Here is a 23,905-nt window from a genome sequence, read left to right as displayed (position 1 = left end):
CAGGCCTGCCGCGCATGTACCCAAAGGCGCCATTCTCGACGAGCTGACGGAACTGGTCGCCGCCCGCAGAGGACTGATGCGCGACCGTACCGCCTCTCTCAATCGCGCCAAAAGCCAACAGATCGCGCTCCTCAAACACCAGGCCGCGCAGCGGCTCAACCAACTCGAGCGTCAGGTCGCAGCCATCGACCGGCAATGCAGGCAGCTGATCGCACGCGAGACCGGCCTCGCCCATCGGCTCGCAATCCTGAGCAGTATTCCCGGTATCGGCGAAACGACCGCCATAGCCATCCTCGCGGACATGCCAGAGCTCGGACAGCTCGAGCCGAAACAGGCCGCCAGCCTCGCCGGCCTCGCGCCCGTCACCCGCCAGTCCGGCGCCTGGCGCGGCAGAAGCTCAATCCGCGGAGGGCGCGCCCACCTCCGCCAGGCGCTCTACATGCCAGCCCTCGTCGCCTTGCGCTTCAACCCACCCCTGAAAGCCAAATACCAGGCGCTTACCAAGGCAGGAAAGCCCGCCAAAATTGCGATCACGGCCATCATGCGAAAGCTGATCATCCTCGCCAATGCTCTGTTGCGCGATGAACGAAAATGGACCCCGACTATCGCTTGACCAAAACGGATACTCTAGTCCGCCGACGGCTCGCCCCAGACGATGCCGCGGCCGTCGGTCGCGACGTAGACCCGGCCGAAGTGGCGCGGGTCTCCTGAGACGGCGCGGAAGCGCAGGCCCCATTGATGGGCGTCGTCGTTGATCCGCGTCCAGTGGCCGCCGCCGTCGAGCGAGCGCCAGATGCCGCGCACGCCTGCTTTGGTGCCGATCGCATAAAGCGCGGGATGCGCGCTGCCGGACTCCGCCTTGCCCAGTCCGAACTCGTCGACGACGAGATCCGCGTCGGCGAAGGCCCTGAAGCTCTCGCCCGCATCGTCGCTGCGCCAGAGGCGCCCGCCGAGGTTGAACCACAGAGCGCCGGCGCGGCCGAACTCGGCGACCATCGGCCATTGATCCTCCCGCCCGCGCATCCGTGCGGGCGTAAGGTCGCGCGGCAGGCCGCGGGCGGTCGCCGGCGCGAAGCTGCGCCCGCCGTCGCGGCTGACGAAGATCCGGCCGCCGTCGACATCGATCGCGTAGAACAGGCGCGGATCGACCTTGTCGGCGATGGCGCGGGCGCCGAGCGGGAGGCCGGCCGCGGCGGCCCAGCTCTGGCCTCGGTCATGGGTGACCATGACGATCGGCGTCCCGACGATGAAGGTCGCGCCGTCGGCCGAGACGTTGATCGGCGCCTCCCCGCGCAGGTCGTAGCGCTGCGGCGCCTGGCCCCGGACGGCGATCGGCGGCACCCGCACGGCGTGCCAGCTGCGCCCGCCGTCCTCCGAATAGCCGAGAGAGGCGCCGCTCTGCGGCTGCTCCGCGTGCAGCGTGCCGCTGCGCACGATCACGTTCGGCTTGCGGCCGGCGTAATCGAGATTGTTGGTGTTGGTCAGCCGCGGCACGAGATGCATGGTCGCCGGGGCGACGTCGAGATCGTCGTGGACGAAGCCGGCGAGATCGCCGAAGCCGGAGACGAGCGGCGCCCCGCCGGTCGGGCTGATCAGGGTGATCACCGCGGTCTGCTCGATGCCGCTCACCCAGGGACGCCACAGCATGGTTCCCGACCTGCGTTCGCCCTCGTCGGTCCGATAGACGGTCGCGCCGGTCGTGTAGGCGATCGTGCCGCCGTCGAACGGATCGATCGCGAGGCCCGCCGTCCAATGGCCGAACTCCGCCTCCTCATGCCCCCAGCGCAGCCAGGGCGCGGCCGAGACGTCGCGGCGGCTGCGCTCCCGCAGGTTCGCCCATTTCGCGCCGTCGTCGTCGCTGAGCCAGACGGTGTCCCCGGGATGCCAGCGGTCCACGCTCGAGACGGCGACGCGGCCGGGGCGGTTGCGGTCGGCGCTGACGCCCATATAGCCGCCTTCCGCCGTCGGACTGCGGTCCGGTGTGATGTCGGTCCAGCGCTCGCCGGCCAAGTCGAGCCGCCAGACCGATCCGGCGGCGATGCCGTTCGGGCCGATGCCGGTCGAGCAGGCGAGATAGAGCCGGCCGTGCGCGACGTCGGCCTTGACCGGCAGCATGGCGGGCGGCGGGCCGCCGGGCAGGCGGCGCCAGCTGCCCCCGCCGTCGTCCGACCGGTAGACGGCGGCGGCGCCGGGATCGGCGACCCCTGCGAAGACGCTGCGCGAGGCGGGATCGAAGACGACGAAGCTCACCCCGCCATGGGTCTCGCGCCGGCCGGCGGGGAGGCCGAGCCCCTGGTGCGGGAAGCGCGTCACGCGCGCCCAGCTGCGGCCCGAATCCTCGCTCCGCCACAGGCCGTCGTGACGCGACCCGAACAGCAGGGTCGAGGGGCGGTGCGGATCGACCGCCAGCCGCTCGCCGAGGCCGCGGCCGTCCTCGTTGCCGCCCATCCTGAACGGCACCGGCACCACGTCCCAGGTCGCGCCGCGGTCGGCCGAGCGCCAGATCGCCGCCTCGCCCCAATGGCCCATGCCGGCGGCGAGATAGACTTTGTTCGGGTCGGTGGGGTCTGGGGCCACGCTCTCGACGCCCATATAGCTGCTCACCGCATTGCCGTCCTGGAGCGGGATCCAGCGCCCCACGGCTCTGTCCCAGCGATAGGCGCCGCCCATGTCGGTGCGCAGATAGGCGAGGCCGCGCTCGGCCGGGCTGAACACGATGTTCGGCGCGAACCCTCCGGCGCCGACCCGCACGTTGCGCCAGGCGTAAGCGGCGGGCTCGGCGGCGGCTTCGCGCGCCGGCGCGGCGGCGGCCCAGGCGAGGGCCGCGGCTGCGGCGATGAGCCCCGCGCGCGTGCCGATCCTGGCGATCATCGTTCCTCCCGCGTCATTAAATCCGACAAAATGCTAGCCCCTCTCCGGAGGCGGTGATACCGCTAACAACAGCTTCGAAGGCTGGGAAGGCGGCAAGAGGGCGGCACGAATCGCTCCGGCGCCGAGGGAGGATCGATGGCGGGTTGTTTGGCTTCTCTGTGGCGCAGCGCCGCCGTCGGCGTCGCGGGCGCGCTGTTGCTCGCCGGCCCGGCCGCCGCCTCCGGCGATCCCACCGCGCTTCCCCGCATTGAGAGCCGCAACGGCAAGCACGTCCTGCAGGTGGACGGCGCGCCCTGGCTGATGCTCGGCGCCCAGGCGCACAACAGCAGCAACTATCCGGCGATGCTGCCCAAGGTCTGGCCGGTGATCCGCCGCATCCACGCCAATACGCTGGAGATCCCGGTCGCCTGGGAGCAGATCGAGCCGCGCGAAGGCGCGTTCGATTTCTCCTGGCTCGATACCCTGCTCCGCGAGGCGCGGGAGAATGACGTCCGGCTCGTCCTCCTCTGGTTCGCAACCTGGAAGAACACCGGCCCGAACTATGCGCCGGAATGGGTGAAGACCAACCCGCGTCGCTTCCCGCGCATGACCAAGCCGGACGGCACCGCGCATTACGTGCTCACCCCGCATTCGCGCAGCAACCTCGAGGCGGACAAGAAGGCCTTCGTGCGCCTGATGCGCTACCTGCACGACAATGACCCGCAGAATACGGTGATCATGGTCCAGCCGGAGAACGAGCTCGGCAGCTACGGCCTGCTCCGCGATCATGCCCCCGAGGCGCGGCGGCTGTTCGAAGGGCAGGTTCCGGCCGAGCTGGTGCGCAAGCTCGGTCGGAAACCGGGCACGTGGACGCAGGTCTTCGGCGAGGTGATCGGAGAGCAGGCCTTCACCACCTGGCACATGGCCCGCTACGTCGACGAGATCGCCGCCGCCGGCAAGGCGGTGAAGGCGCTGCCGATGTACACCAATGCCTCGCTCGGCAACCCGTTCGACGCCAAGGCGGCGGCCTATTCGGCGACCGGCGGGCCGCAGTGGAACATGATCGACGTCTGGAAGGCGGCGGCGCCGAGCATCGATCTGGTCGCGCCGGACATCTACACGCGCGACCAGAAGGAAGTGGTCGCCCATCTCGATCACTACGCCCGACCCGACAATGCGCTGATGATCCCTGAGATCGGCAACGCGGCCGATTACGCGCGCTTCCTCTGGCCGGCGCTTGGCCGGGGCGCGATCGGCTTCGCGCCGTTCGGCATGGATGCCAGCGGCTTCTCCAACTATCCGCTCGGCGCCAAGACGCTCGACGAGGAGACGCTGGAGGCCTTCGCCTCCAAATACCAGCTGTTCGCGCCGATCGTGCGCAGCTGGGCGCGGATCGCGGGCAGCAGCCCGACCTGGGGCGTCGCCAAGGGCGCCGACGCGGCCGATCAGTCGACGGTGATGGGCCGCTGGCGGATCAGCGCGCAATACGAGCTCTGGGAGTTCGGCGAGCGCGAGTGGACCTGGATCAAGACCGATCCGCATCCGACGAAGGGTAGGCCGCTCGGCGGCATGGTCGCCGCGCAGACCGGCCCGAACGAGTTCGTCATCGCCGGCAGCGATGTCCGCGTCCGCTTTGCCCTCGATACGCCCGCGGCGGGCGAGACCGGCTCGGTGCTTCGGGTCGAGGAGGGCAGCTTCGGACCCGACGGCAGGTGGGTCATGACCCGCGTCTGGAACGGCGATCAGACCGATTACGGGATCAACTTCACCGGCCGGCCCGTGATGCTCCGCGTCACGCTCGCCGCCGTGCGCAACTAGACCAAAGAGGATGACCATCGTGCAGATCCGCCCCGCTCTTCGCCTGGCGCTCGCCGCCGCCCTCGCCGCGACCAGCGCCCAGGCCCTTGCCGCCGGCAGCTGGCGCAAGACCGACACCGGCATCGTCGTCACGCCGGAGCGCGGCGGTGAGAAAGCGGTGCGCCTCCAGGTCTATGGCGACAGCATCGTGCGGGTGACGGCGGTGCCGTCCGGCGATCTCGACCTGCCGGCCAGCCTGATGGTCACCGCGACGCCGCAGACCCGCGGCTTCGCGGTCAGCGAGCAGGACGGCGTGGTCACCCTCACCACCGAGAAGGTGCGGGCCAGCGTCAGCCTCGCCGACGGCAACGTCACCTTCATCGACGCCGGCGGCCAGGTCGATCTCGCCGAGACCGCGCCGGGCAGCTTCGCCCCGGTAACGGTGGAGGGCAGCAAGTATCTGGCGACCCGGCAGCAGTTCAACCGCAACACCGACGAGGGGCTGTTCGGCCTCGGGCAGCACCAGAACGGCCAGATGAACTACAATGGCGAGGACGTCGAGCTCGCCCAGCACAATATGGACATCGCCGTGCCGTTCCTGGTCTCGACCCGGAATTACGGCATCCTCTGGGACAACAATTCGATCACCCGCTTCGGCAATCCCAAGCCCTACAGCCTGGTCGGCGAGGGCAAGACCGGCCTCAAGGTCACCGACGCCCAGGGCCGCCCCGGCTGGACCGCCCAATATTTCCTCGGCGACCGGCTGGCGGTCAGCCAGACCGAGGCGACGATCAACTATCAATACATCAAGGATCAGGCGAAATGGCCGGCCGCCGCCAAGGCGCAGACCGTCGCCGCCACCTCCGGCCAGAACACCGCCGGCAACGCCGTCCAGACCCAGCGGGTGATCTGGACCGGCCGCATCACGCCCGACAAATCGGGCCTGCACCGCTTCCGCCTCTATTCGTCGAGCTATGTGAAGGTCTTCGTCGACGGCAAGCAGGTGCTCGAGCGCTGGCGCCAGAACTGGAACCCCTGGTACCACAATTTCGACCTCGAGCTCGCCGCCGGCCGCCCGGCGGACGTCCGCATCGAGTGGGAGCCGAACGCCGGCTATATCGCCTTGCTGCACAACGATCCTCTGCCCGAGGCCGATCGCCGCTCGATTTCCTTCGCCTCCGAGGCGGGTCATGCGATCGATTATTATTATGTCGGCGGCCAGGACATGGACGGCGTCATCGCCGGCTATCGCCAGCTCACCGGCAAGGCGGTGATGATGCCGAAATGGGCCTATGGCTTCTGGCAGAGCCGCCAGCGCTACAACACCCAGGCCGAGGTCGTCGGCGTCGTCGAGGAATATCGCAAGCGCGGCCTGCCGCTCGACAACATCGTCCAGGACTGGTTCTACTGGCGCGAGGACGATTGGGGCAGCCACGAGTTCGATCCGACCCGTTTCCCCGATCCCAAGGGCATGATCGACCGGATCCACGCGCTGAACGCGCGCTTCATGATCTCGGTCTGGCCGAAATTCTACCCGACCACCGACAATTACAAGGAGCTCGCCAAGGCGGGCGCGGTCTACACGCGCAACCTCGAGGCGAAGGAGAAGGACTGGGTCGGACCCGGCTATCTCAACACCGATTACGACCCCTACAACCCGAAGGGCCGCGCCATCTACTGGCGGCAGATGAAGGAGCGGCTCGCCGTCCTCGGCGTCGACGCCTGGTGGATGGACGCGACCGAGCCCGACATCCACTCGAACCTGTCGATAGAGGAGCGCGCCTATCGCATGGGCCCGACCGCGATCGGGCCAGGCGGCGCCTTGTTCAACAGCTTCCCGCTGGTCCATGGCGAGGGCGTCTACAAGGGGCTGATCGAGTACAGACCGGACGTCCGGCCGTTCATCCTCACCCGCTCGGGCTTCGCCGGCACGCAGCGGACCGGCTCCGCTCTGTGGTCGGGGGACGTCGCCAGCCGCTGGGACGACCTCAAGGACCAGATCTCGGCCGGCGTGAACCTGTCGATGGCCGGCGTCCCCAACTGGACCCACGACATCGGCGGCTTCGCGCTCGAGGACCGCTACACGAAGCAGGATCCGGCGCATCTCGACGAATGGCGCGAGCTCAACCTGCGCTGGTTCCAGTTCGGCGCCTTCTCGCCTCTGTTCCGCAGCCACGGCGAAGCGCCGAAGCGCGAGATCTACGAGATCGCGCCGGCGGGCTCGGCGATGTACCGGTCGATGGAATGGTATGACAAGCTGCGCTACCGGCTGATGCCCTACATCTACACCGTCGCCGCCGACACCTTCCACAAGGACGGCACGATCATGCGCGGCCTGGCGATGGACTTCCCGAGCGATCGCGCCGGCTGGAACGTCAACGACCAATATCTGTTCGGTCCGTCCTTCCTGGTCGCACCGGTCACGGCGTTCAAGGCGCGCGAGCGGCAGGTCTATCTGCCGGCCGGCACCTCCTGGTACGATTTCTACTCGGGCAGGTCGGAGACGGGGGGGCGCACCATCCGCGCCGACGCGCCCTACGAGCGGATGCCGCTCTACGTCCGTGCCGGCGCGATCGTGCCGATCGGCCCGGAGATGCAGAGCACGGCCGAGAAGCCGACCGGCCCGGTCACCCTCAACGTCTACACCGGCGCCGACGGCAGCTTCTCGCTCTACGAGGACGATGGCGTCAGCCGTCAGTATCTGAACGGCGCCTTCGCCCGCATCCCGATCCGCTACAACGAGCGGACCGGCACGCTGACCATCGGCGCGCGCGAGGGCAGCTTCCCCGGCATGCAGCAGAGCCGCACCTTCAGGATCCGCTGGATGCGCCCCGGAAAGGCGCGCCCGCTCGAGCTCGACGGCGCGGGCGATGCGACGATCACCTACACCGGCGCCCAGCAGGTCGTGACGCTGAAGAAGTGAATTGATCCTCCCCACGGGTGGGGAGGGGGACCATGCGAAGCATGGTGGAGGGGGTTCGTTGCAGGCCGCGGCAGGTGGAGAACCCCCTCCACCAGCCTTCGGCTGGTCCCCCTCCCCGCAAGCGGGGAGGATCTAAACCAGTCCCCGCCCGTACACGCGCACGCCGGGGACGAACGCCCCGCCGGCGCCGGGCGGCAGCATCAGGTGCAGGGCTTCCCCGTCGCGGAAGAAGGGGACCGGCCGGCCGCCCATCGTCTCGACGCGCTCGATCGCGGCGTCCGGCAGCGCCCTGGTTCCGAGCGAGGTGATCGCGCTCTCCCGCTCGGGCCATTCGAGAAAGAAGGCGTTGAGCACGCCGCGTCCCGCGGTGAAGCGTATGTCCTCGCCGACGAACGGCTTGGCCTCGCGCTCGGCCATCCAGCCGAGCGGCGGCGGCGTCGGCCCCTCGCCGAAGCGGCGCCACGGCCGCGTGCCGTAGATTGCGTCGCCGTTCAGGGAGAACCAGGCGGCGAGTTCGTCGAGGATGCCGATCTCGAGCTCGTCGAGGCTGCCGTCGCCCCGGACCGGTACGCTGAGCATCAGATTGCCGTTCTTCGAGACGACGTCGCACAGCCGCTGGATCACGCTCTTCGCGCTCTTGTAGCCCTTCCGCTCGTAGAGCGGCCGGTCGTAATGCCAGCTGCCGAGGCAGGTGTCGGTCTGCCACGGCTGCGGCCGGATGTCGGCGAGATAGCCCCGCTCGACGTCCTCGACGATCGCATGGCGCTGGAACGGCGACAGCTGCTTGGCGGTCAGCACCACGTCGATCTCGCCGTGCCATTCGAGGCTACGGTTGTAATATTCGGCGACGGCGTCGAGACCGGTCTGCCCGAACGGTATCCGGTGGTCGTCGAAATAGACCATGTCGGGCCGGTATTTGTCGATCAGGTCGCGCTGGCGCAGCGCCCAGCGGGCGACGAAGGCGGGATTCTGCGGCGGCGCATGCTCCATCCACTGGCCGTCGCGCGCATTGTGCCATTCGTTCATCGCGGCGATGCTGTCGAGGCCGGCGGGCGGCACGAAGGCCGGGCCGGTGTAGAGCTCCTGCGGGTCGAGCCCATCCCAGAATTTGCCCTTGCCGTCCGCCTTGCGCAGGCGAAAGGCGTCGTAGCGGACGCCCTTCAGCGGGCCTTCCGCGTCATAGCCATAAGCGGTCTGCCACCAATGCCAGGCGTGGCTCGAATGATTGCTGACCGCGAAGCGCATGCCCGCCTCGCGCGCGATCTTCGCCCAGGTGCCGACGATGTCGCGCTTCGGCCCGACCCGGGTCGTGTTCCAGGAATGGTGGGCGCTGTCGAACATGTCGAGATTGTCGTGGTGGTTGGCCATCGCCATGAAGTAGCGGGCGCCGGCCTTGCGATAGAGCGCCATCAGATCGGCGGGCTGCCACTTCTCGGCTCTCCAGCGGCCGATCAGGTCGATGAAGCCGGTCTTCGACGGGTGGCCGTAGGTGCGGACGTGATGCTCGTAAAAGGGGTTGCCCTGGATGTACATCTGGCGGCCGTACCAGTCGCCGAATTCGGGGACGCATTGCGGCCCCCAATGCGCCCAGATCCCGAACTTGGCGTCGCGGAACCAGTCGGGCACGCGATAGGCGTCGGCGAGCGCCTGCCAGTCTGCGGCGATCGGCGCCGCGGCCTTGACGCCGGCGGGAGCGAGCGCCGCGGAGGCGGCGGACAGGCGAAGAAGGTCGCGTCTCGAGAACAAGGCGGGCTCCTGTTGCGTCCTTGGGGAGGGGCTAGCGCACCAGCCGGTAGCTGACGAAGGCGATCGCCTTGCCGTCCGGCGCAAACGAGGGGACGTTGATCGTGCCCTGGCCGCCGAACAATCGGGTCAGCGTCCGCGGCGGCGCGCTGCCGTCGGCGGGCATGATCCGGAGCTCGACGTCCCGGTTCGGCGGATGGTCGCCCAAAGCGACGTCGAGGCCGAACGAGATGAAGACGATCCACTTGCCGTCGGGTGAGAGGTGCGGAAACCAGTCGCGCCGGGCGGGATCCTTCGTCACCTGCTCCGGCTCGGCGCCGTCGGCGGCGCGCATCCGCCAGATCTGCATCGCGCCCGAGCGCGCCGAGTTGAAGTAGATGGTGCGGCCATCCGGCGAATATTCGGGGCCGTCGTCCAGCCCCTTGGCAACGGTAAGACGCCGTTCTGGCCCGCCGTCGAGGTCGCGGGCGTAGATGTCGAAGTCGTTCGTTTCCGGCCGGCTCGCCGTATAGGCGATCGTCCGCCCGTCGGGTGACCAGCCGTGCCAATAGGAGGGGGCGGACGGATGGCCGGCGACGAGCCGGGGCGAGTCCGATCCCTCCACCGGAAGGACGTAGATCCGGCTGTGATCGTCGGGCTGCGACTGGTCGGAGATCGCCAGCATCCGCCCGTCGGGCGAGAGGCCGTGATCGTTGTTGTTCTTGCGCAGCGCACCGGTGTTCACCGTCTCCGGCTCGCCGCCGGTCGCGGCGATCCGCCGGATCAGGCCCTTCTCGTTGAAGATCAGCCAGCGGCCGTCGCGCGACCAGTTCGGCGCCTCGATCTTCGAGGCGAAATGGCGGACCACCCGCCGGCTCTCTGCGCCGGCCAGGTCCATGATCTCGAGCGTGCTCTCGACCGCCGCCGGGTAGCCGGTGTCGGGGACATGAGCGAGCGTCGGGACGGTGAGCGTCACGTTGGAGAACAGCGCCGTCTCGGTGACGCGGTCGTCATGCGCGGAGACGGCGAGGCCGGCGTGATAGGGGCCCGGCATTGCGATCCGGTAACTGCCGCCGGCGTGGCGCAGCACGCCGTCGTCGCGGGCGACCGAGAAGAAGACATAGTCGCCCTCGCGCTCCAGCCGCACCCGCCGCGCGGCGGAGACGTTCGAGCGGATCTCGTGCGTCGGGCCGTCCTGCACGTCACGATATTGCAGCGAGACGAGGCCGTCGCCGTGCACGACGACGTCGGCATACGGGGAGCCGGCGGTCAGATTCTGCCGGATCATCACGCCGGCCTTGCGGTGCGGGTCCTTGCCGGTACCGATCCAGGTCACGTCGGCGGCGAGGTGGAGGTCGCCCGAGCGCTGCGTCGAGACGAAATGGAAGGCGTCGGCATGGCCCCAGATGTTCGCGCCGCCGCCGGTGACCGTGTAGCGGCCGTCGTCGACGCGCGTCGATCCGGTCAGGCTCGGCGCGCCGATGTCGGCGGCGCGATCGAACAGGCCGAGGCGCGACGCTTCGGCGCCTGCCGATACAGCCTCTCCCGCCGACCCGCCGGCGCAGGCGGAGAGGGCGAGGGCCAGCGACGCCGCGGCGAGGATGGCCGTCTTCATTCGCTCTTGCCCCCGCCCGCCGGGACGCCCGCGTCGGCGGTGCAGCCGAGCGCTTTCTCGATCCGCTCGATCCCCTCGAGGATCCGGACCTGCTCCTCATGGGTGAAGGCGTCGCGATTCTGGTTCAGCCGGTCGACCAGCCGCACCACGATCAGCGGCGCGATGCCGAAGATCGAGATGTGCATCAGCACGAGGGCCAGGACCTGGCCGCCGAGCGTCTTCGGGCTGATGTCGCCATAGCCGGTCGAGGTCGCGGTCGTCCCCGCCCAATAGAGGCTCTCGCCGAACGCACGGTCCTCGAGCAGCATGAACAGCCCGGCGCTGGTCACCAGCAACAGTGCGTAGAAGAAGGCGACCTCCTTCAGCGTGTCGGTCGCCGCCTGGAATTTGTTCATGGCCCTAGCCTCTGATGACGTGCGGGATGAAGCGGGCGCGGTTGCCGGTGATCAGCCCGTCCTCGCGGATGCCCAGGCCGGCCGCCTCGCCGTCGACGATCCAGGCGCCGAGCACCGGATAGCCGCTGCCGAAGTCGCGCAGCCGATACAGCTCCTGGTAGAGGGTCAGGCCTTCGCGATACTCGCCCTGGCTGCGCGCGATCGTCTCGCCGCGGTCGACGATCTCGATGTTGGCGCCCTCGCGCGCCAGGAACGGCTTGGCGACATAGCTGCCGCCGATCCGCTCCTGCCGCACCGAGGCGGCGAGCAGGTTCGGATGGTTGGGGAACATCGTCCAGAGCAGTTGCAGGATCGCCTTGTTGCTCCACACCATCTTCCAGATCGGCTCGATCCAGGCCGTCTCCGGCAGGTTGCGGACCACGTCCTGGCCGAACGGCTCGGCGACGATCCACTCCCATGGGTAGAGCTTGAAGATCGAGGTGATCACCTGGTCCTCGCGGTCGAGGATGCGCCCGCCGGCGTCGACGCCGATATCGTCGATCAGCACGGCGTGCGTATCGAGCCCCGCCTGCGAGGCGAGGTCGCGCATGTAGGTGGTGGTGATCGTGTCCTCGTGCGCGGGATCGGCGCTATGGGTGAACCAGACGCGCTGGCCGAACAGGCGCGGGCGCAGCTCCGCCCAGCGCCCGACCAGTTTCTCGTGCAGGCTGTTGAACTGGTCGAGCGCGGGGAACAGGCTCTCCTTCCACTCCCACTGGATCACGCTCGCCTCGAGCATCGAGGTCGGCGTGTCGCAGTTGAACTCGAACAGCTTCGGCTCGCCCTCGCCGTCATAGCCGAAGTCGAAGCGGCCGTAGTTGAGCGATGGCGGCTCGTCCTTCCACGCCTGGCGGATCGCGCGGTGACAGAAGGCGGGGATGCCGAACAGCTCCATCATCTCGGCATCGCCGACGATCTTGTCGCCGGCCTGGAGGAAGAGATCGTAGACCGTCTCGCTCGCCGCCTCGATCGTCTCGATCTCGGCCAGGGTGAACGAATAATAAGCGCTCTCGTCCCAATAAGGCTGGTCGCCGTCGCTGTGCCAGATCAGCCCCTGCGCCTCGACGGTCGCCTGCCAGTCGGTGCGGGGCGCGATCGCGTGCCGCTCCATGCCTTACGACCTGCTGCCGCCGAAGCTCCGCGCGCTCGAGCCGAGGCCGCCGCGCGACACCGCCTGCGAGCGGGTCATCGCCGTCGATTTCGGCGCCCGGCCGTAGGCGACCGAGGGATTGCGGCTGAACGATCCCTTGCCCGCGAACCGCCGGTCGTAGATCGAGTCCCCGTAATAAGGCAGCGCCGAGTTGCGGCCGATATAATACCACAGGAAGGCGTTCCCCACGCCGCTGCCGCCGCGATCCCGATCGTCGTCACAAAGGTCGTCGTCGACCCTCTTGCCCTGCTGGTCGACGCACACCGCGGTGTCGCGATCGGCGAGGACGTCGCCGTTCCAGTCGTCGTTGGACGAGCAGGCGGGAAGGGCGAGCAGCGCCGTCGCCATCGCCGTCGTCATGCTGAGCTGCTTCTTCATCGCGTCTCTCCTTTCCGCACGGCCGCTCAGGGCACCATGCACGCGGCCTGGAGGATGCCGATGCCGAGGCCGATCCCGCCGACGAAGATCCCCGAGGCGACGCAGCGGTCGGTGATCCGCTGCGAGATGCTCCTGAACAGCAGCCGCGAGACCAGGAAGAAGACGGCGAGCTGGACGATCGCGGCGACCGCGCCCCAGAGCAGCATGTCGGGAATGCTCACCGAATGGCCGATCACCATCGCCACCGGCACCGAGAAGCCGAGAAAGGTGCCGGTCAGCTGGGCCGCGGCGGCGCTGTTGCCGTCGCGGATCAGCGCGATCTCCTTGTGCGGCGTGATCATCACGTAGAGCAGCAGGAAGGCGATTGCGAGCGCCACCGCCGCCGCGAAATAGGCGAGAAAATGCGGCAGCGCGTCGGTGAAATATTCGAACATGAAAGCCCCCTCCTGTGTTGCCGCGGGCGCGGCCGCCGGCAAGCTGCCCGCAACCCCTGCCGCTCCCGCGTCTCGCCGTCGTTTTTGCCGTTGTTCCGGCCGCTCCGCAACGGAAAGCGTGGCGCGGGCGGCGAAGGGACGTCAGCGCACCGGTCGCGCTGCAAGGCTCCGGTCGCGGCTGACGAACAGGGCTATGTCGCGATTGGGGCCGATCGCCGCCAGCACGTCGCCGGTGAAGAACTCGGCGATCGGGTCGGGCGGCCCCGTGCGGCTGCACCCCGCGTCCGGCGAGAAGCGGGCGTAGGGGCCGGCGGGCGCGCTGTCGGTGCGCCAGCGTCCGGCGATCGTGCCGCAGGGCAGAGCGAGCGTGAAGCGCCCGCCGGCGGCCAGCGTCAGCCGCGCCGGTGCGCCCTCGCCCGTCAGCAGGTCGAAGGCCGAGCCGGCGCGCAGCCTCGTCTCGACGCCGGTGCCGAACGGCTGCGTCGAGACGCGTTCGAGCCGCAGCGTGCCGGCGTCCGACACCAGTGCGACTCCGCCGGCGCCGGTCAACGCGATGCGCGGTCCGCCGCCGAGGGCGGCGGCGATCTCCGCCCGCACCGGATCGGCCGGGCAATTGGCTAGCGTCACCACGCCCGATCCGAGCACGAACAGCCTGCGCTCGTGGGCGATCGCCACGCCCTCGCTGTGACGGCAGCCGTCCCACAAGGCGAACGCACCGGGACCGAAAGCGAGCTCCGCCGGCCGCTCGGCGGGCGGCGGTGGGGTTCCGTCGACCGAGACGATCCGCCATCGCCCGGAGAGCAGGTTCGGCTGCTCCCAGCCGAGCGTGACGTCCCGCCGCCCGACGATCCAGTGGTCGCCGCCGGCCAGCACCAGCTCGCCGTTCAAGCCGACGGTATAGGCGAGCCGGCCGGCCACCGCCCCGATCAGCGCCTCGCTCGGTGCCGTCAGCGCGCTGCCGCAAGCGCGGTCGGCCCGGCTGCCGGGCTCGAGCGCGACCGCGCCGGCCTCCTGCCGCCATCGGCCGGAGACGGAGGCGCAGGGCGTCGCGAGGGTCCACTGGTCGGCCTCGAAGGTGAGGCGCGCCGGCCGCGTCTGCCCGGGCAGGTCGATTCCCTTGCCGTCGACCGCGTGGAGATCCCAGCGCGTGCCGGCCAGGCGCATCGGCGAGGCCTCGGCCTCGCTCGGCGGCGCGGGAGCGGCGTCGCGGCGCAGCCGCATCGTGCCGGTGGCGGCCGTGAGGAGCGCCACGTCTTCGCCCTCCCAGGTCACGACCGGGCCGCCGGAGAGAACCTTGAAGACAGCATCCTCCTGCGCGGTGAGTGCGCCGCAACCCATCGCCGTCGCCATCGGCGCCTCGGCGAACCAGCGGTCGCCGACCCACAGGCCGTTGCCGCCGAAATGGTTGCAGCCGCTGCTGCCGCCATAGGATCGCGGCGAGAAGGTGACATAGGGGCGTTCGGCGCCCTGCAGCGGCCGTGCCGGTGCGCCGTTCACCGCCTCGATCGTCCAGCGTCCGAACAGGGACGGCGCGGCCGGTGGTGCGGGCGCCTCGGCGGGGACGGGGGTCTCGCGCGACGGTGCGGCGCCGTCGGGGCGCTCGGGCGCGCTGCAGGCGGCGAGCGCCAGCCCCGCGAGACCCGCCATTATCCTCCACGCCGGCACGATGACGGGCCCTCCTTGCGCTGCGCCCAAGGGATCAAAGCGCGCGCCCCGCGCCCGTTCCGTCCCGCCGGGACGGGCACTATTCGACGAAGCTGTCCTCCGGGTTGAACACCCGATAGCCGATGATCGTCTGCGTCCGGTCGACATTGTCCCATTGGTCGGCGAGCAGGGTCTCCATCACATTGCTTTCGAAATCCGAGTCGGCGCCGCGCGGCGTGAGCATGGCGCGCACCATCAGATCCCATTCGCCGCTGATCGAGTGGATCTCCTGCACCTCCTTCAGGCGCTTGCGGACCATCGCCTGGCCGACCTCGGTCGTCTTGCCCGGCTTGCAGCGGATGAAGATGAAGAATTGCATCCTGGTCGTCCTCTCTTCGGCGCCGCGAGGGCCTGCGCCGGTCGTGCGCTCCTCATTCCCAGCACTGCCCCCGCGACACAAGCGCGATCTGGAACGGTCACCTCTTTCGCCGCGAACGGCTTTCGCTAGGGTGCGGGGAAGGGGGGTGCTGCAATGCGCGTCATGTCGATCATCGCCTGCCGGCGGGCTGCCGCGCCGGCGCTCGCGGCACTCGCGCTTTTGGGCTGCGCGATGGGCGATCGCGGCGCCGCCGATCGCGGCTACACGATGGCGGACTTTGCGAGCGTTCCCAAGTTCGACGCGCATGTCCACGCCAACTCCGCCGACCCGGCCCTGATCGATCAGGCGAAAGCGGACGGCTTCGCTTTGCTGACCATCAACGTCGACTATCCCGACTTCCCGCCGCTCGCCGAGCAGGCGCGGCTCGCCCGGCGCTTCGCCGCCGCCGCGCCCGGCCGCATCCATTTCGCGACCACCTTTCCGATGCAGGGCTGGGGCGATCCGCAATGGCCCGAACGCACCTCTGCCGCGATCGCCGGGGCGGTGTCGGAAGGCGCCGTCGCGGTGAAGGTCTGGAAGAACGTCGGCATGGAATTCCGCGACCGCTCGGGGCGGCTGGTGATGGTCGATGACGAGGGTTTCCGCCCGGTCTGGCAGGCGATCGAGCGGCTCGGCATTCCGCTGATCGGCCACCAGGGCGAGCCGCGCAATTGCTGGCTGCCGCTGGACCGGATGACCACCGCCAACGACCGCGCCTATTTCGCCGCCCACCCGCAATATCACATGTATCTCCACCCCGAGCTGCCGGGCTACGAGGCGCAGATGGCGGCGCGCGACCGGCTGCTTCGGCGCAATCCGGGGTTGCGCTTCGTCGGCGCGCACATGGCGAGCCTGGAGTGGAGCGTGGACCGTCTCGCCGCCTTCCTCGACGCCAATCCGCAGGCGACGATCGATCTCGCCGCACGCATGGCCCAGGTCCAGCACCAGTCGGTGCGCGATCACGCGAAGGTGCGGGAGTTCTTCATCCGCTACCAGGACCGGATCCTCTACGGCACCGATCTCACCCACGGCCCGGGCGACGATCCCGCCGCCTTCCGCGAGAATGCGCACCGTGTCTGGCTGTCCGACTGGCGCTACCTCGCCACGGGCGAGGCGCAGCGGATCGACAATATCGATGCGAGCCCGCGCGGCCTCGCCCTGCCGCGGGGCGTGATCGACAAGATCTACAGGTTGAACGCCCGGCGCGTGTTCTTGGGAGAACGTTCCCAGCGCGGCGGCCGAGGGTGACCGATGGCCGATTGTGCGGCTCGCGCATCCTCTGTAGCGTCCGCCTCGACAGCATATCGGGAGACCGCCGCCAAGGCGGCCCCGGGTCGGCGGGGGGAGAGGGGATGAGGAACACGCGCGCCCGGTGGCTCGCCGCCTGCGTCCTGCTCCTCGCCGCAACGGCCGCTGGGGCGCCGCCAGCCTCCGCCCTCGTGCCGCCGAGGGCGACGCGCACCTATCTGCCGGACGAGAGCGACTTCCCCAACCCGGAGCGCGGCTTCTCGCGCAGCTACAAGGGCGACATGGCCGGCGTCCGCGGCGAGAACATGTCGCTCCTCCACGTCTATTTCAGGCTGGACGATTATCGAGAGGGGCCGCTCCCCAGGAAATTGCTCGCCTCGGTGCAGTCCGTCTTCGACACCGCCCGCCGCCAGGGCGTGAAGGTCGTGCCGCGCTTCACCTACAGTTTCCCCAAGGGTGAGGATTATCGGCTCACTGATACCGACCTGCCGCGGGTGCTGGGCCATATCGACACGCTGGCGCCGCTGCTCGCCGAGGGCGGCGACGTCATCGCCTTCCTCGAGGCGGGGTTCATCGGCGCCTGGGGCGAGTGGCACGATTCGACCAGCGGGCTCGAGACGCCCGCGGCGAAGAAGGCGATCCTCGATCGGCTGCTCGCCGCTTTGCCGCCCTCGCGCAGCGTCGCCTTGCGCTACCAGCGCGACAAGGTGGCCCTGTTCGGGCGCAGCGCGCCGCTCACCGCACAGGAGGCGTTCGGCGCCAGCCCGATCGCCCGCGTCGGCCACCACAATGATTGCTTCCTCGCCTCGGCCGACGACTGGAACACCTACGAGCCCGACGACCCTGCCGCCCTCGCCGCGCAGAAGGCGTATTTAGCGCAGGAGAATCTCTTCGTTCCTCAGGGCGGCGAGACCTGCAATGTCGCCGCCGACGCCCAGCCCTACATTCAGTGCGACACTGCCCTCGACCAGCTCGCATTGCTGCGCTGGAGCCAGCTCAACCGCGATTATCATCCCGAGGTCCTCGCTCTCTGGAAGAAGCAGGGTTGCTTCGACGAGATCGCGAAGCGGCTCGGCTACCGCTTTCGACTGACCCGCGCATCGTTCGTCCGCTATCCGGCGGCGGGCGGAATCCTCTCCGGTACGATCGACCTCGCCAACGACGGCTTCGCCAGCCCCTACACTCCGAGACCGCTCGAGCTGGTGCTGCGCCATCGCCTGACCCGGCGCGAGCATGTGCTGACGCTGCCCGACGATCCGCGGCGATGGACCGGCGGCGCGGCGCAGACGCTGCGCATCGCGGCGAACCTTCCCGCCTCGGTCGCGCCGGGCCGCTACGATCTGTTCCTCAACCTGCCCGATCCGGCGCCGCGGCTTCGCCGCCGTCCGGACTATTCGATCCGTCTCGCCAATCGCGACATGTGGGAGGCGGCCACCGGCTACAATGCGCTCGGCATCGCGATCGAGGTCGGCGGCGCTGCGCGCCGGCCCGGGCGTCCGGCCGCGCCGCGATCAGGAGCAAAAAATTGAACCGGATTTTGCGTTTCATCTGTTCGGCGGCCGCGCTTGCCGTCTCCGTCTCGCTCGGCGCACCCGCCGTCGCGCAGGCCGTCGATCCGCTCGCGCCGACCGGACGATGGAGCGCGAACGCGCGCGGCGCCGCCGCCACCCCGCCGATGGGCTGGAACTCCTGGAACGCCTTCCGCACCGAGGTCAACGAGGAGAAGGTGCTCGGCGCCGCCCGGGCACTGGTCGACACCGGGCTCGCGAAGCTCGGCTATCGCTACGTCAACATCGACGACGGCTGGTGGCTGAAGCGCCGGCAGAGCGACGGCCGCATTCTGATCCGGACCGCGATCTTTCCGAGCGCGCGCACCGGCGGGAAGCAGGACTCCAGCTTCCGCCCGTTCGTCGACCGCATCCACGCCATGGGCCTCAAGGCCGGCATCTACACCGACGTCGGCCGCAACGCCTGCTCCCAGGCTTTCGATCTCCATTCGCCCAACCTGCCGGAGGGAACGACCGCCGAGCGGGAGATCGGTCTCTACGGCCATGTCGACCAGGACATCCGCCTGTTCTTCGCCGAATGGGGCTTCGATTATGTGAAGGCCGATGCGTGCGGCCTCGCCGATTTCCGCCCCGGCACCGATCTGGTCGCGAAGAACGGCTATCGGCCGATGCCGCCGCGGATCGAGCGCGGCATGCCGAACCGCACCGACCATGCGCAGGTGCGCGCGCTCTACCAGGACGTGGCCGACGCGTTGGCGCGGCACAATCCCGACGGCGACTATGTCTTCTCGATCGTCCCCTGGGGTGAGGCCAACGTGCGGTCCTGGGGCAAGGACGTCGGCAATCTCTGGCGGACGAGCAACGACATCACGCCCGAATGGACGCGGATGCTGCACACGTTCGACAGCGCCGCGACGCGGGCTCTTTACGCCCAGCCGCACAGCTGGAACGATCCGGACATGCTGTTCATAGGCGCCGGCGATTTCGACGAGAACCATCTCGTCGAGGCACGGTCGCATTTCTCGCTCTGGGCGATCGCGAACGCGCCGCTGCTGATCGGCTACGATCTGCGCAACGCGCCCAGGGCGTTGCTCGACATCTGGGGCAACGCCGACGTCGTTGCGGTCAACCAGGATCCAGCCGGCAACCAGGGCGTCATCGCCTATCAGTCGGACGACGTGCAGATCATCGTCAAGACGATGCAGGATACGGGGCGTAAGGCGGTGGTCCTGTTCAACCGCGGCCAGCGGACGCTGAATGCGACGCTCACCGCCGAGCATCTCAAGTTCGCCGCCGGCCAGCCGTTCACGCTCACCGACCTGTGGAGCAAGGCCCGCTTCGACGCGTCTGCCGGCGAGCAAAGCTTCGCGCTGGCGCCGCGCGAGACGCGGATGTTCATGGCGAGCGGCACCCGTGCGCTTCCCGACGGCGTCTATCTGTCCGAGATCCCCGGCTCGGTGAACGTCGCGCACGACGGGGTGCTGCGTCCCGAGGCCGATCCGACGATCCACCAGATGGTCAGCCCCTGGGGCGGCACGCGCTCGTCGGGCGAGCGGGCGGGCTATCCCGGTTGGGGCGGCGCCCAGGCCGATGCCGCGCCCTACGGCACCGCGCTGCAGGTGGCGGGCCGCAAGTTCTCGACCGGTCTCGGCTTGCTCGGCGGCTCCCGGCTCGAGGTGCGCAACGACAAGGGCGACACGCGCTTCTCGGCCCTGGTCGGGATCGACGACGCGACCCGCGATCCCGCCGCCCGGGTGCGCTTCACCGTCTACGGCGACGGCAGGCTGCTCGCCCAGTCGCCGGAGCTCGCTTTCGGCGCGGCCCCGGCGGCGCTCACCGCCGATGTGACCGGGGTCCGCATCGTCGAATTGGTCGCGCGTGAGGACGGCGGCGATGCGCCGATCCCGACCTCGGTCTGCTGGTGCGAGGCGGCGCTCACCGGCCGCTGAGGCCTTGGCGCGCACAATCGCAAGATCGGTCGAGCGCCCGTCCGCCGCGCCGGGCTAGCTGGCGGCGCCACGGAGGAGCGGATGAAGACGGCACGCCAGAGATACCAGGACCGGATGGAGCGGGTGCTCGATCATGTCGATCGCCACCTCGACGGCGATCTCGATCTCGCGACGCTCGCCGGCGTCGCCGCTTTCTCGCCCTGTCACTTCCATCGCCAGTTCTCGGCCGTGTTCGAGGTCTCGGTCCATCGCTACGTCCAGCTCGCGCGCATGAAGCGGGCCTCGTACCGGCTGGCCTTCCGGGATCGCGACAGCGTCACCGCGATCGCGATGGAGGCCGGCTATGACGCGCCGGACGCCTTCGCCCGCGCCTTTCGCAAAAGGATCGGGCAATTGCCCTCGGCGTTCCGGCGGTCGCCCGACTGGGAGACTTGGCATGCGGCCCTCGGGCCTCTCACCGAAGCAAGGAGCAAGCGCATGCAGACGAGCTTTTCCGCCGACCAGGTCACGATCCGCGACACGCCGCCGGTGCCGGTGGCGGTGATGGAGCATCGCGGCGATCCGCGCACGATCGGCGCCACGATCCAGCGCTTCATCGCCTGGCGAAAGGCGCAAGGGCTGGGGCCGAGAGTGAGCACGACCTGGAACATCTTCCATTCCGATCCGCGGACCGCGGCGCCGGAGGATTATCGCCTGAGCCTCTGCGCCGGCACCGATCGCCCGGTCGCGCCGAACGAGGCCGGCGTGGCGCCGGGCCTGATCCCCGGCGGCCGCTGCGCCGTCCTCCCAGTCACCGGCAGCAGCGATGATCTCGAGCCGGCGGCGCTCTTCCTCTACCGCGACTGGCTCCCGGCCAGCGGCGAGGAGCCGCGCGATTTCCCGCTCTACTGCCGGCGCATCGCCTTCTTCCCCGACGTGCCCGAGCACGAGGCGGTGACCGAGCTGTACCTGCCGCTGAAATAGGCGCGTCAGGCGCCGGGGGCGCAGGTCCAGCGCAGGCCGTGCGAGACCGAGAAGCCGTGCCGGTCGCGCACGATCGCCGCGCCGGCGTCGCGCACCACCCCGTCCCCGGCGCGGCCGATCTCGCCGCCCGGGCGCACCTCCACCGCCAGATCGTCCGCGGCGAAGCGGCCGCCGGCCGCGATGCCGTCCCCCGCATCCCGCGCCAGGCGGACGATCCTGCCCTGGTCGTCGATCACCGCGCCCCGCGCACTCACGGCCATCAGCACCCTGCCGCCGTCGCTCAGCGCGCAGCGCGGGCCGGCGCCGATCTCCGCGGCGACGCGCGCTGCGCCGAGCGGCCGCAGCCCCGGCAGGGCCGGTGCCGGCGGTGGCGGCGTCGGCGGCTCGGCACCGGGCGAGGCGGGCGAAGCGGACGCGGCGGCGGGCGGATCGGTTCCAGCATCCGGCGCTGCCGCGCCGTCGCAGCCGGCAAGGCCCATGGCAAGGATCAGAAGCAGGGCACGCATCGCGGGGAGACGCGTCCCGCCGGCGCGAAGTTCCTGTGTCGGAGCACGGCGGCGGACGCGCGGGCCGGGCCAAGGGCTGGGCGCCCTGATCTTGGACCTTCTCCTGCTCTCCACCACCGGTGAACGGAGGGGACGTGCCGCGCCGACCCGGCATCGTTCAGATCGGTGCGGGTTCCGCTTGCGCCGCCCGGCCCCGGACATCGACACTCGTGCCTGCGGACTCGAGCGACCGGCGCGGACGCGATCGGCGCCCGGCGGGTCGGCTATCGGTGGAGGGCAGGATGACGATGACGCAGCGCATCGACGAATTGGTCGGCGGCCTGGAGGCGGTTCGGTCCCCCGACGCGCCCGCTGCGACGGCGACGAGCGCGGTCGCCACCGCCATGGTTCAACTGTCCTATTTCGCATATGACGAGCCGATCACCGATATTCCCGGCGACGTCGCCGATCCGGACAAGGTCTTCCCGCCGGTCAACGACAGCTACTGGCGCTGCGTCTGGGGACCGGTGGTGGACGGCGACGACGGCAATCTGCTCTACGTCGCCGGCCTGTTCGCCGGCAGCCCCGACGCGCCGGCTGGAACCTCGCCGTTCGCCGTCGCCCTGGTCAACCGCGGGACCGCCGATCCGGACGTGAAGGGCCTGCTCGAGGATCTGTACGAGGACGCCACGCCGATCCCGCAGGACCAGTGGCAGGACGATCCCGACGCCTGGGTGGCGAACGGCAGCCGCTCCGCCTTCCGGACCGTGACCGGGCTGACATGGGGAGGGCAGACGGTCCTCGACTATCTCTGTGCACTGCCGCAGGTCGACGGCCACGAGCCGATCATCCTCGTCACCGGCCACAGCCTCGGCGGGTGCATCGCATCGATGCTGGCGCCCTGGCTGGTCGCGAACCTGCCGCCCGCCAAGGCCGCCTGGCTGACCCCGATCACCTTTGCCGGACCGACCGCGGGCAACCAGGGCTTCGTCGACGATCTCGCCGCCGCCTGTCCGCTGCGCCAGATCTACGTCAACCCGATGGACGTCGTTCCGATGGCGTGGTGGGAGGTCGGCGCGATCCCCGACGTCTACGGCCTCTGGTATCTCGACCCAGTGGTCGCGAGCTGGGCGGCAACGACGTGCCTGGCGCTGGACGCCCTCGATTATCCTTATGTGGCGGTGCCCAGCGCCATCGCGCCGCTGCCCGGCAAGTTCATCAAGCTCGAGCACCCGATCTTCGGCCTGGAATGGTTCCAGGAAGCCGGCGCCCAGCATGCCTGCGCCAATTACATGCTGCTGATGGGGCTGGTCCCGCCCTATGCCTTCGCCCCCGACGCGCCGCGCATGCAGCGGCTGGAGAGCGCCCAGCGCGAGGACGTGGAAGCGGTCGCGCGCGCCGGCGGGCGCGGCACGGTGCAGACGCAGCCGAACAACGTCCTCGCGCGCTATCGGCTACCGACGCTTGCTCGCTAGGCACGCGGTCAGAGAAGTCGGCCAGCCGAAATGGCGGATCGAGCGGCAGGAGTGCCGAGGTTTGCGCCCGTCGGCTGCGTTGGTCAGCCGTCGAGCCGTCGTGGACATCCCGAACGCGGCGCGACACGATGTTCGATCATGAACTACTCGGTCGAGGAAGAGAGTTCGGCATGACGCAAATCCCGATGCCAGGTCCGCCCAGCCGCTCACGCCACTCGGAGCCGCAGACTTCCTATGATCGGGGGTCACATCGCCAAGCACATCACGATGCTGCGCGAGACCGAACTTCTGTTCGGGAGGTGCGCCGGGCAGGGCGTGTTCGCCCGATTCTCGGTCTCGTCTCCGTCGTGCTCCTGACGACGGGAGCAAACGCGACCAGCTGGGGGAGGACGCCTCCGCACGAGCCGTCACTGGCGTGCGGGGCGATCGAAGCAGCTGTCGCAGAAATGACAGGCAAGAAGCCGCAGTCAGACGTTCTGCCGCTCTTTTACACCGACGAGTTCGGGTTCGTGGAATACAAGGAGCGCTCCGCCTTCATCCGCAGCATGACAAGCGCTGAGGGGAAGCCGGACGAGAGTCCGATCATCGTCACCATGGTTTGGCCGGTGGGCAAACACAAGGCGGGCGATGCAAAGGCATTGTACATCGTTGGGCTGCAGCGACACAGATGGTATCCGGAGCGCGAAGGCAGTCTCGACCCCATGCAAATCGAGCCTGCCGGCTACCAGGTCGAGACTGACTATTGGTTGGCCGCTTTCTCGGGGAACCAGATCGTAGAGCTTCGGGAAGGGCGATATTATTTCGATCTGCTCGACTACGACAAGCGACTGGAGGGATGTGGCCGCGGCTGAACCGGCGAGGAATCCAAGCCTCGCTGCTCATTCGCCTTCAGCGATTGCGATGATGCGTGGC

The 23,905-nt window shown here is 69.3% G+C and carries 19 protein-coding genes; 9 read left to right on the top strand and 10 right to left on the bottom strand.

The features are described from left to right. The coding region (locus E2493_RS17710) for a transposase (protein ID WP_135089580.1) at positions 1-613 on the top strand (613 nt) is incomplete at its 5' end. A gap of 14 nt (positions 614-627) precedes the next feature. On the opposite strand, the gene E2493_RS17705 is transcribed toward E2493_RS17710, so the two are convergent. Beyond that, the gene (locus E2493_RS17705; protein WP_225421568.1) at positions 628-2,871 is read right to left on the bottom strand and encodes a WD40/YVTN/BNR-like repeat-containing protein; all 2,244 of its coding nucleotides are present in this window, start codon (positions 2,869-2,871) and stop codon (positions 628-630) included. A 135-nt stretch (positions 2,872-3,006) separates the two neighbouring features. Between E2493_RS17705 and E2493_RS17700 the strand changes: the two genes are divergently transcribed. After that, entirely contained in the window at positions 3,007-4,668 is a 1,662-nt protein-coding gene (locus E2493_RS17700; protein WP_135089578.1) for a DUF5597 domain-containing protein, read from the top strand. Positions 4,669-4,678: 10 nt separating this feature from the next. Next, positions 4,679-7,570 (top strand): TIM-barrel domain-containing protein, encoded by a 2,892-nt coding sequence (locus tag E2493_RS17695; RefSeq protein ID WP_135089576.1) that lies wholly within the window; start codon positions 4,679-4,681, stop codon positions 7,568-7,570. A 132-nt stretch (positions 7,571-7,702) separates the two neighbouring features. On the opposite strand, the gene E2493_RS17690 is transcribed toward E2493_RS17695, so the two are convergent. The 8 genes from E2493_RS17690 to E2493_RS17655 all read right to left on the bottom strand — a co-directional run bounded on the left by E2493_RS17690 (position 7,703) and on the right by E2493_RS17655 (position 15,326). Then, entirely contained in the window at positions 7,703-9,316 is a 1,614-nt protein-coding gene (locus tag E2493_RS17690) for an alpha-L-fucosidase (protein WP_135089574.1), read from the bottom strand. Positions 9,317-9,347: 31 nt separating this feature from the next. Beyond that, the gene (locus E2493_RS17685) at positions 9,348-10,907 is read right to left on the bottom strand and encodes a TolB family protein (protein ID WP_135089572.1); all 1,560 of its coding nucleotides are present in this window, start codon (positions 10,905-10,907) and stop codon (positions 9,348-9,350) included. Beyond that, positions 10,904-11,302, bottom strand: coding sequence for a potassium channel family protein (locus E2493_RS17680; RefSeq protein WP_135089570.1), 399 nt, complete (start codon positions 11,300-11,302; stop codon positions 10,904-10,906). Before E2493_RS17680 ends, E2493_RS17685 begins: the two co-directional genes overlap by 4 nt. A gap of 4 nt (positions 11,303-11,306) precedes the next feature. Beyond that, positions 11,307-12,452: a glutathionylspermidine synthase family protein gene (locus tag E2493_RS17675; protein ID WP_135089567.1), complete on the bottom strand. Its 1,146-nt coding sequence runs from the start codon at positions 12,450-12,452 to the stop codon at positions 11,307-11,309. A 3-nt stretch (positions 12,453-12,455) separates the two neighbouring features. Next, positions 12,456-12,869, bottom strand: a complete 414-nt coding sequence (locus E2493_RS17670; RefSeq protein ID WP_135089564.1) for a hypothetical protein — start codon at positions 12,867-12,869, stop codon at positions 12,456-12,458. Between the two features lie 26 nt (positions 12,870-12,895). Further along, positions 12,896-13,303: a DUF350 domain-containing protein gene (locus E2493_RS17665; RefSeq protein WP_135089562.1), complete on the bottom strand. Its 408-nt coding sequence runs from the start codon at positions 13,301-13,303 to the stop codon at positions 12,896-12,898. Between the two features lie 141 nt (positions 13,304-13,444). Beyond that, positions 13,445-14,950 (bottom strand): META domain-containing protein, encoded by a 1,506-nt coding sequence (locus tag E2493_RS17660; RefSeq protein WP_135089559.1) that lies wholly within the window; start codon positions 14,948-14,950, stop codon positions 13,445-13,447. A gap of 97 nt (positions 14,951-15,047) precedes the next feature. Beyond that, complete coding sequence (locus E2493_RS17655; protein WP_135089556.1) at positions 15,048-15,326, bottom strand: Lrp/AsnC ligand binding domain-containing protein; 279 nt, start codon at positions 15,324-15,326, stop codon at positions 15,048-15,050. Positions 15,327-15,479: 153 nt separating this feature from the next. Here E2493_RS17655 and E2493_RS17650 point away from each other — a divergent pair, with 153 nt between their 5' ends. From E2493_RS17650 to E2493_RS17635, 4 genes are all read left to right on the top strand, one after another. Next, complete coding sequence (locus E2493_RS17650; RefSeq protein WP_225421567.1) at positions 15,480-16,613, top strand: amidohydrolase family protein; 1,134 nt, start codon at positions 15,480-15,482, stop codon at positions 16,611-16,613. 104 nt (positions 16,614-16,717) lie between these two features. Then, the gene (locus E2493_RS17645) at positions 16,718-18,142 is read left to right on the top strand and encodes a DUF4832 domain-containing protein (RefSeq protein WP_135089553.1); all 1,425 of its coding nucleotides are present in this window, start codon (positions 16,718-16,720) and stop codon (positions 18,140-18,142) included. Further along, positions 18,139-20,070 (top strand): NPCBM/NEW2 domain-containing protein, encoded by a 1,932-nt coding sequence (locus tag E2493_RS17640; protein WP_225421566.1) that lies wholly within the window; start codon positions 18,139-18,141, stop codon positions 20,068-20,070. The genes E2493_RS17645 and E2493_RS17640 overlap by 4 nt, the downstream gene beginning before the upstream one ends. Positions 20,071-20,151: 81 nt before the next feature. Continuing rightward, positions 20,152-21,033: an AraC family transcriptional regulator gene (locus tag E2493_RS17635; RefSeq protein ID WP_135089550.1), complete on the top strand. Its 882-nt coding sequence runs from the start codon at positions 20,152-20,154 to the stop codon at positions 21,031-21,033. Between the two features lie 5 nt (positions 21,034-21,038). Here the strand turns inward: E2493_RS17635 and E2493_RS17630 are convergent, their stop codons facing one another. Next, entirely contained in the window at positions 21,039-21,539 is a 501-nt protein-coding gene (locus tag E2493_RS17630) for a hypothetical protein (RefSeq protein ID WP_135089547.1), read from the bottom strand. A 281-nt stretch (positions 21,540-21,820) separates the two neighbouring features. On the opposite strand from E2493_RS17630, the gene E2493_RS17625 reads away from it, so the two are divergent. Both E2493_RS17625 and E2493_RS17620 read left to right on the top strand, forming a co-directional pair. Continuing rightward, entirely contained in the window at positions 21,821-22,993 is a 1,173-nt protein-coding gene (locus E2493_RS17625) for a lipase family protein (RefSeq protein WP_135089545.1), read from the top strand. 347 nt (positions 22,994-23,340) lie between these two features. Continuing rightward, on the top strand, positions 23,341-23,844 hold the full coding sequence (locus tag E2493_RS17620) for a hypothetical protein (RefSeq protein WP_135089542.1): 504 nt from the start codon (positions 23,341-23,343) through the stop codon (positions 23,842-23,844). Positions 23,845-23,905: the final 61 nt, after the last annotated feature.

This window comes from Sphingomonas parva (ex Maeng et al. 2020) (assembly GCF_004564275.1).
In the GTDB taxonomy this organism is placed as follows: Bacteria; Pseudomonadota; Alphaproteobacteria; order Sphingomonadales; family Sphingomonadaceae; genus Allosphingosinicella; species Allosphingosinicella parva.
This window is presented reverse-complemented; position numbering and strand designations above follow the sequence as displayed.

Excerpts from the sequence above, each read along its gene's own strand:
- E2493_RS17655 (WP_135089556.1), bottom strand. The coding sequence starts at position 15,326 with ATGCAATTCTTCATCTTCATCCGCTGCAAGCCGGGCAAGACGACCGAG.
- E2493_RS17705 (WP_225421568.1), bottom strand. The coding sequence starts at position 2,871 with ATGATCGCCAGGATCGGCACGCGCGCGGGGCTCATCGCCGCAGCCGCG.
- E2493_RS17660 (WP_135089559.1), bottom strand. The coding sequence starts at position 14,950 with ATGGCGGGTCTCGCGGGGCTGGCGCTCGCCGCCTGCAGCGCGCCCGAG.
- E2493_RS17625 (WP_135089545.1), top strand. The coding sequence starts at position 21,821 with ATGACGATGACGCAGCGCATCGACGAATTGGTCGGCGGCCTGGAGGCG.
- E2493_RS17650 (WP_225421567.1), top strand. The coding sequence starts at position 15,480 with ATGCGCGTCATGTCGATCATCGCCTGCCGGCGGGCTGCCGCGCCGGCG.
- E2493_RS17670 (WP_135089564.1), bottom strand. The coding sequence starts at position 12,869 with ATGAAGAAGCAGCTCAGCATGACGACGGCGATGGCGACGGCGCTGCTC.
- E2493_RS17635 (WP_135089550.1), top strand. The coding sequence starts at position 20,152 with ATGAAGACGGCACGCCAGAGATACCAGGACCGGATGGAGCGGGTGCTC.
- E2493_RS17665 (WP_135089562.1), bottom strand. The coding sequence starts at position 13,303 with ATGTTCGAATATTTCACCGACGCGCTGCCGCATTTTCTCGCCTATTTC.
- E2493_RS17675 (WP_135089567.1), bottom strand. The coding sequence starts at position 12,452 with ATGGAGCGGCACGCGATCGCGCCCCGCACCGACTGGCAGGCGACCGTC.
- E2493_RS17630 (WP_135089547.1), bottom strand. The coding sequence starts at position 21,539 with ATGCGTGCCCTGCTTCTGATCCTTGCCATGGGCCTTGCCGGCTGCGAC.
- E2493_RS17700 (WP_135089578.1), top strand. The coding sequence starts at position 3,007 with ATGGCGGGTTGTTTGGCTTCTCTGTGGCGCAGCGCCGCCGTCGGCGTC.
- E2493_RS17680 (WP_135089570.1), bottom strand. The coding sequence starts at position 11,302 with ATGAACAAATTCCAGGCGGCGACCGACACGCTGAAGGAGGTCGCCTTC.
- E2493_RS17685 (WP_135089572.1), bottom strand. The coding sequence starts at position 10,907 with ATGAAGACGGCCATCCTCGCCGCGGCGTCGCTGGCCCTCGCCCTCTCC.
- E2493_RS17645 (WP_135089553.1), top strand. The coding sequence starts at position 16,718 with ATGAGGAACACGCGCGCCCGGTGGCTCGCCGCCTGCGTCCTGCTCCTC.
- E2493_RS17695 (WP_135089576.1), top strand. The coding sequence starts at position 4,679 with ATGACCATCGTGCAGATCCGCCCCGCTCTTCGCCTGGCGCTCGCCGCC.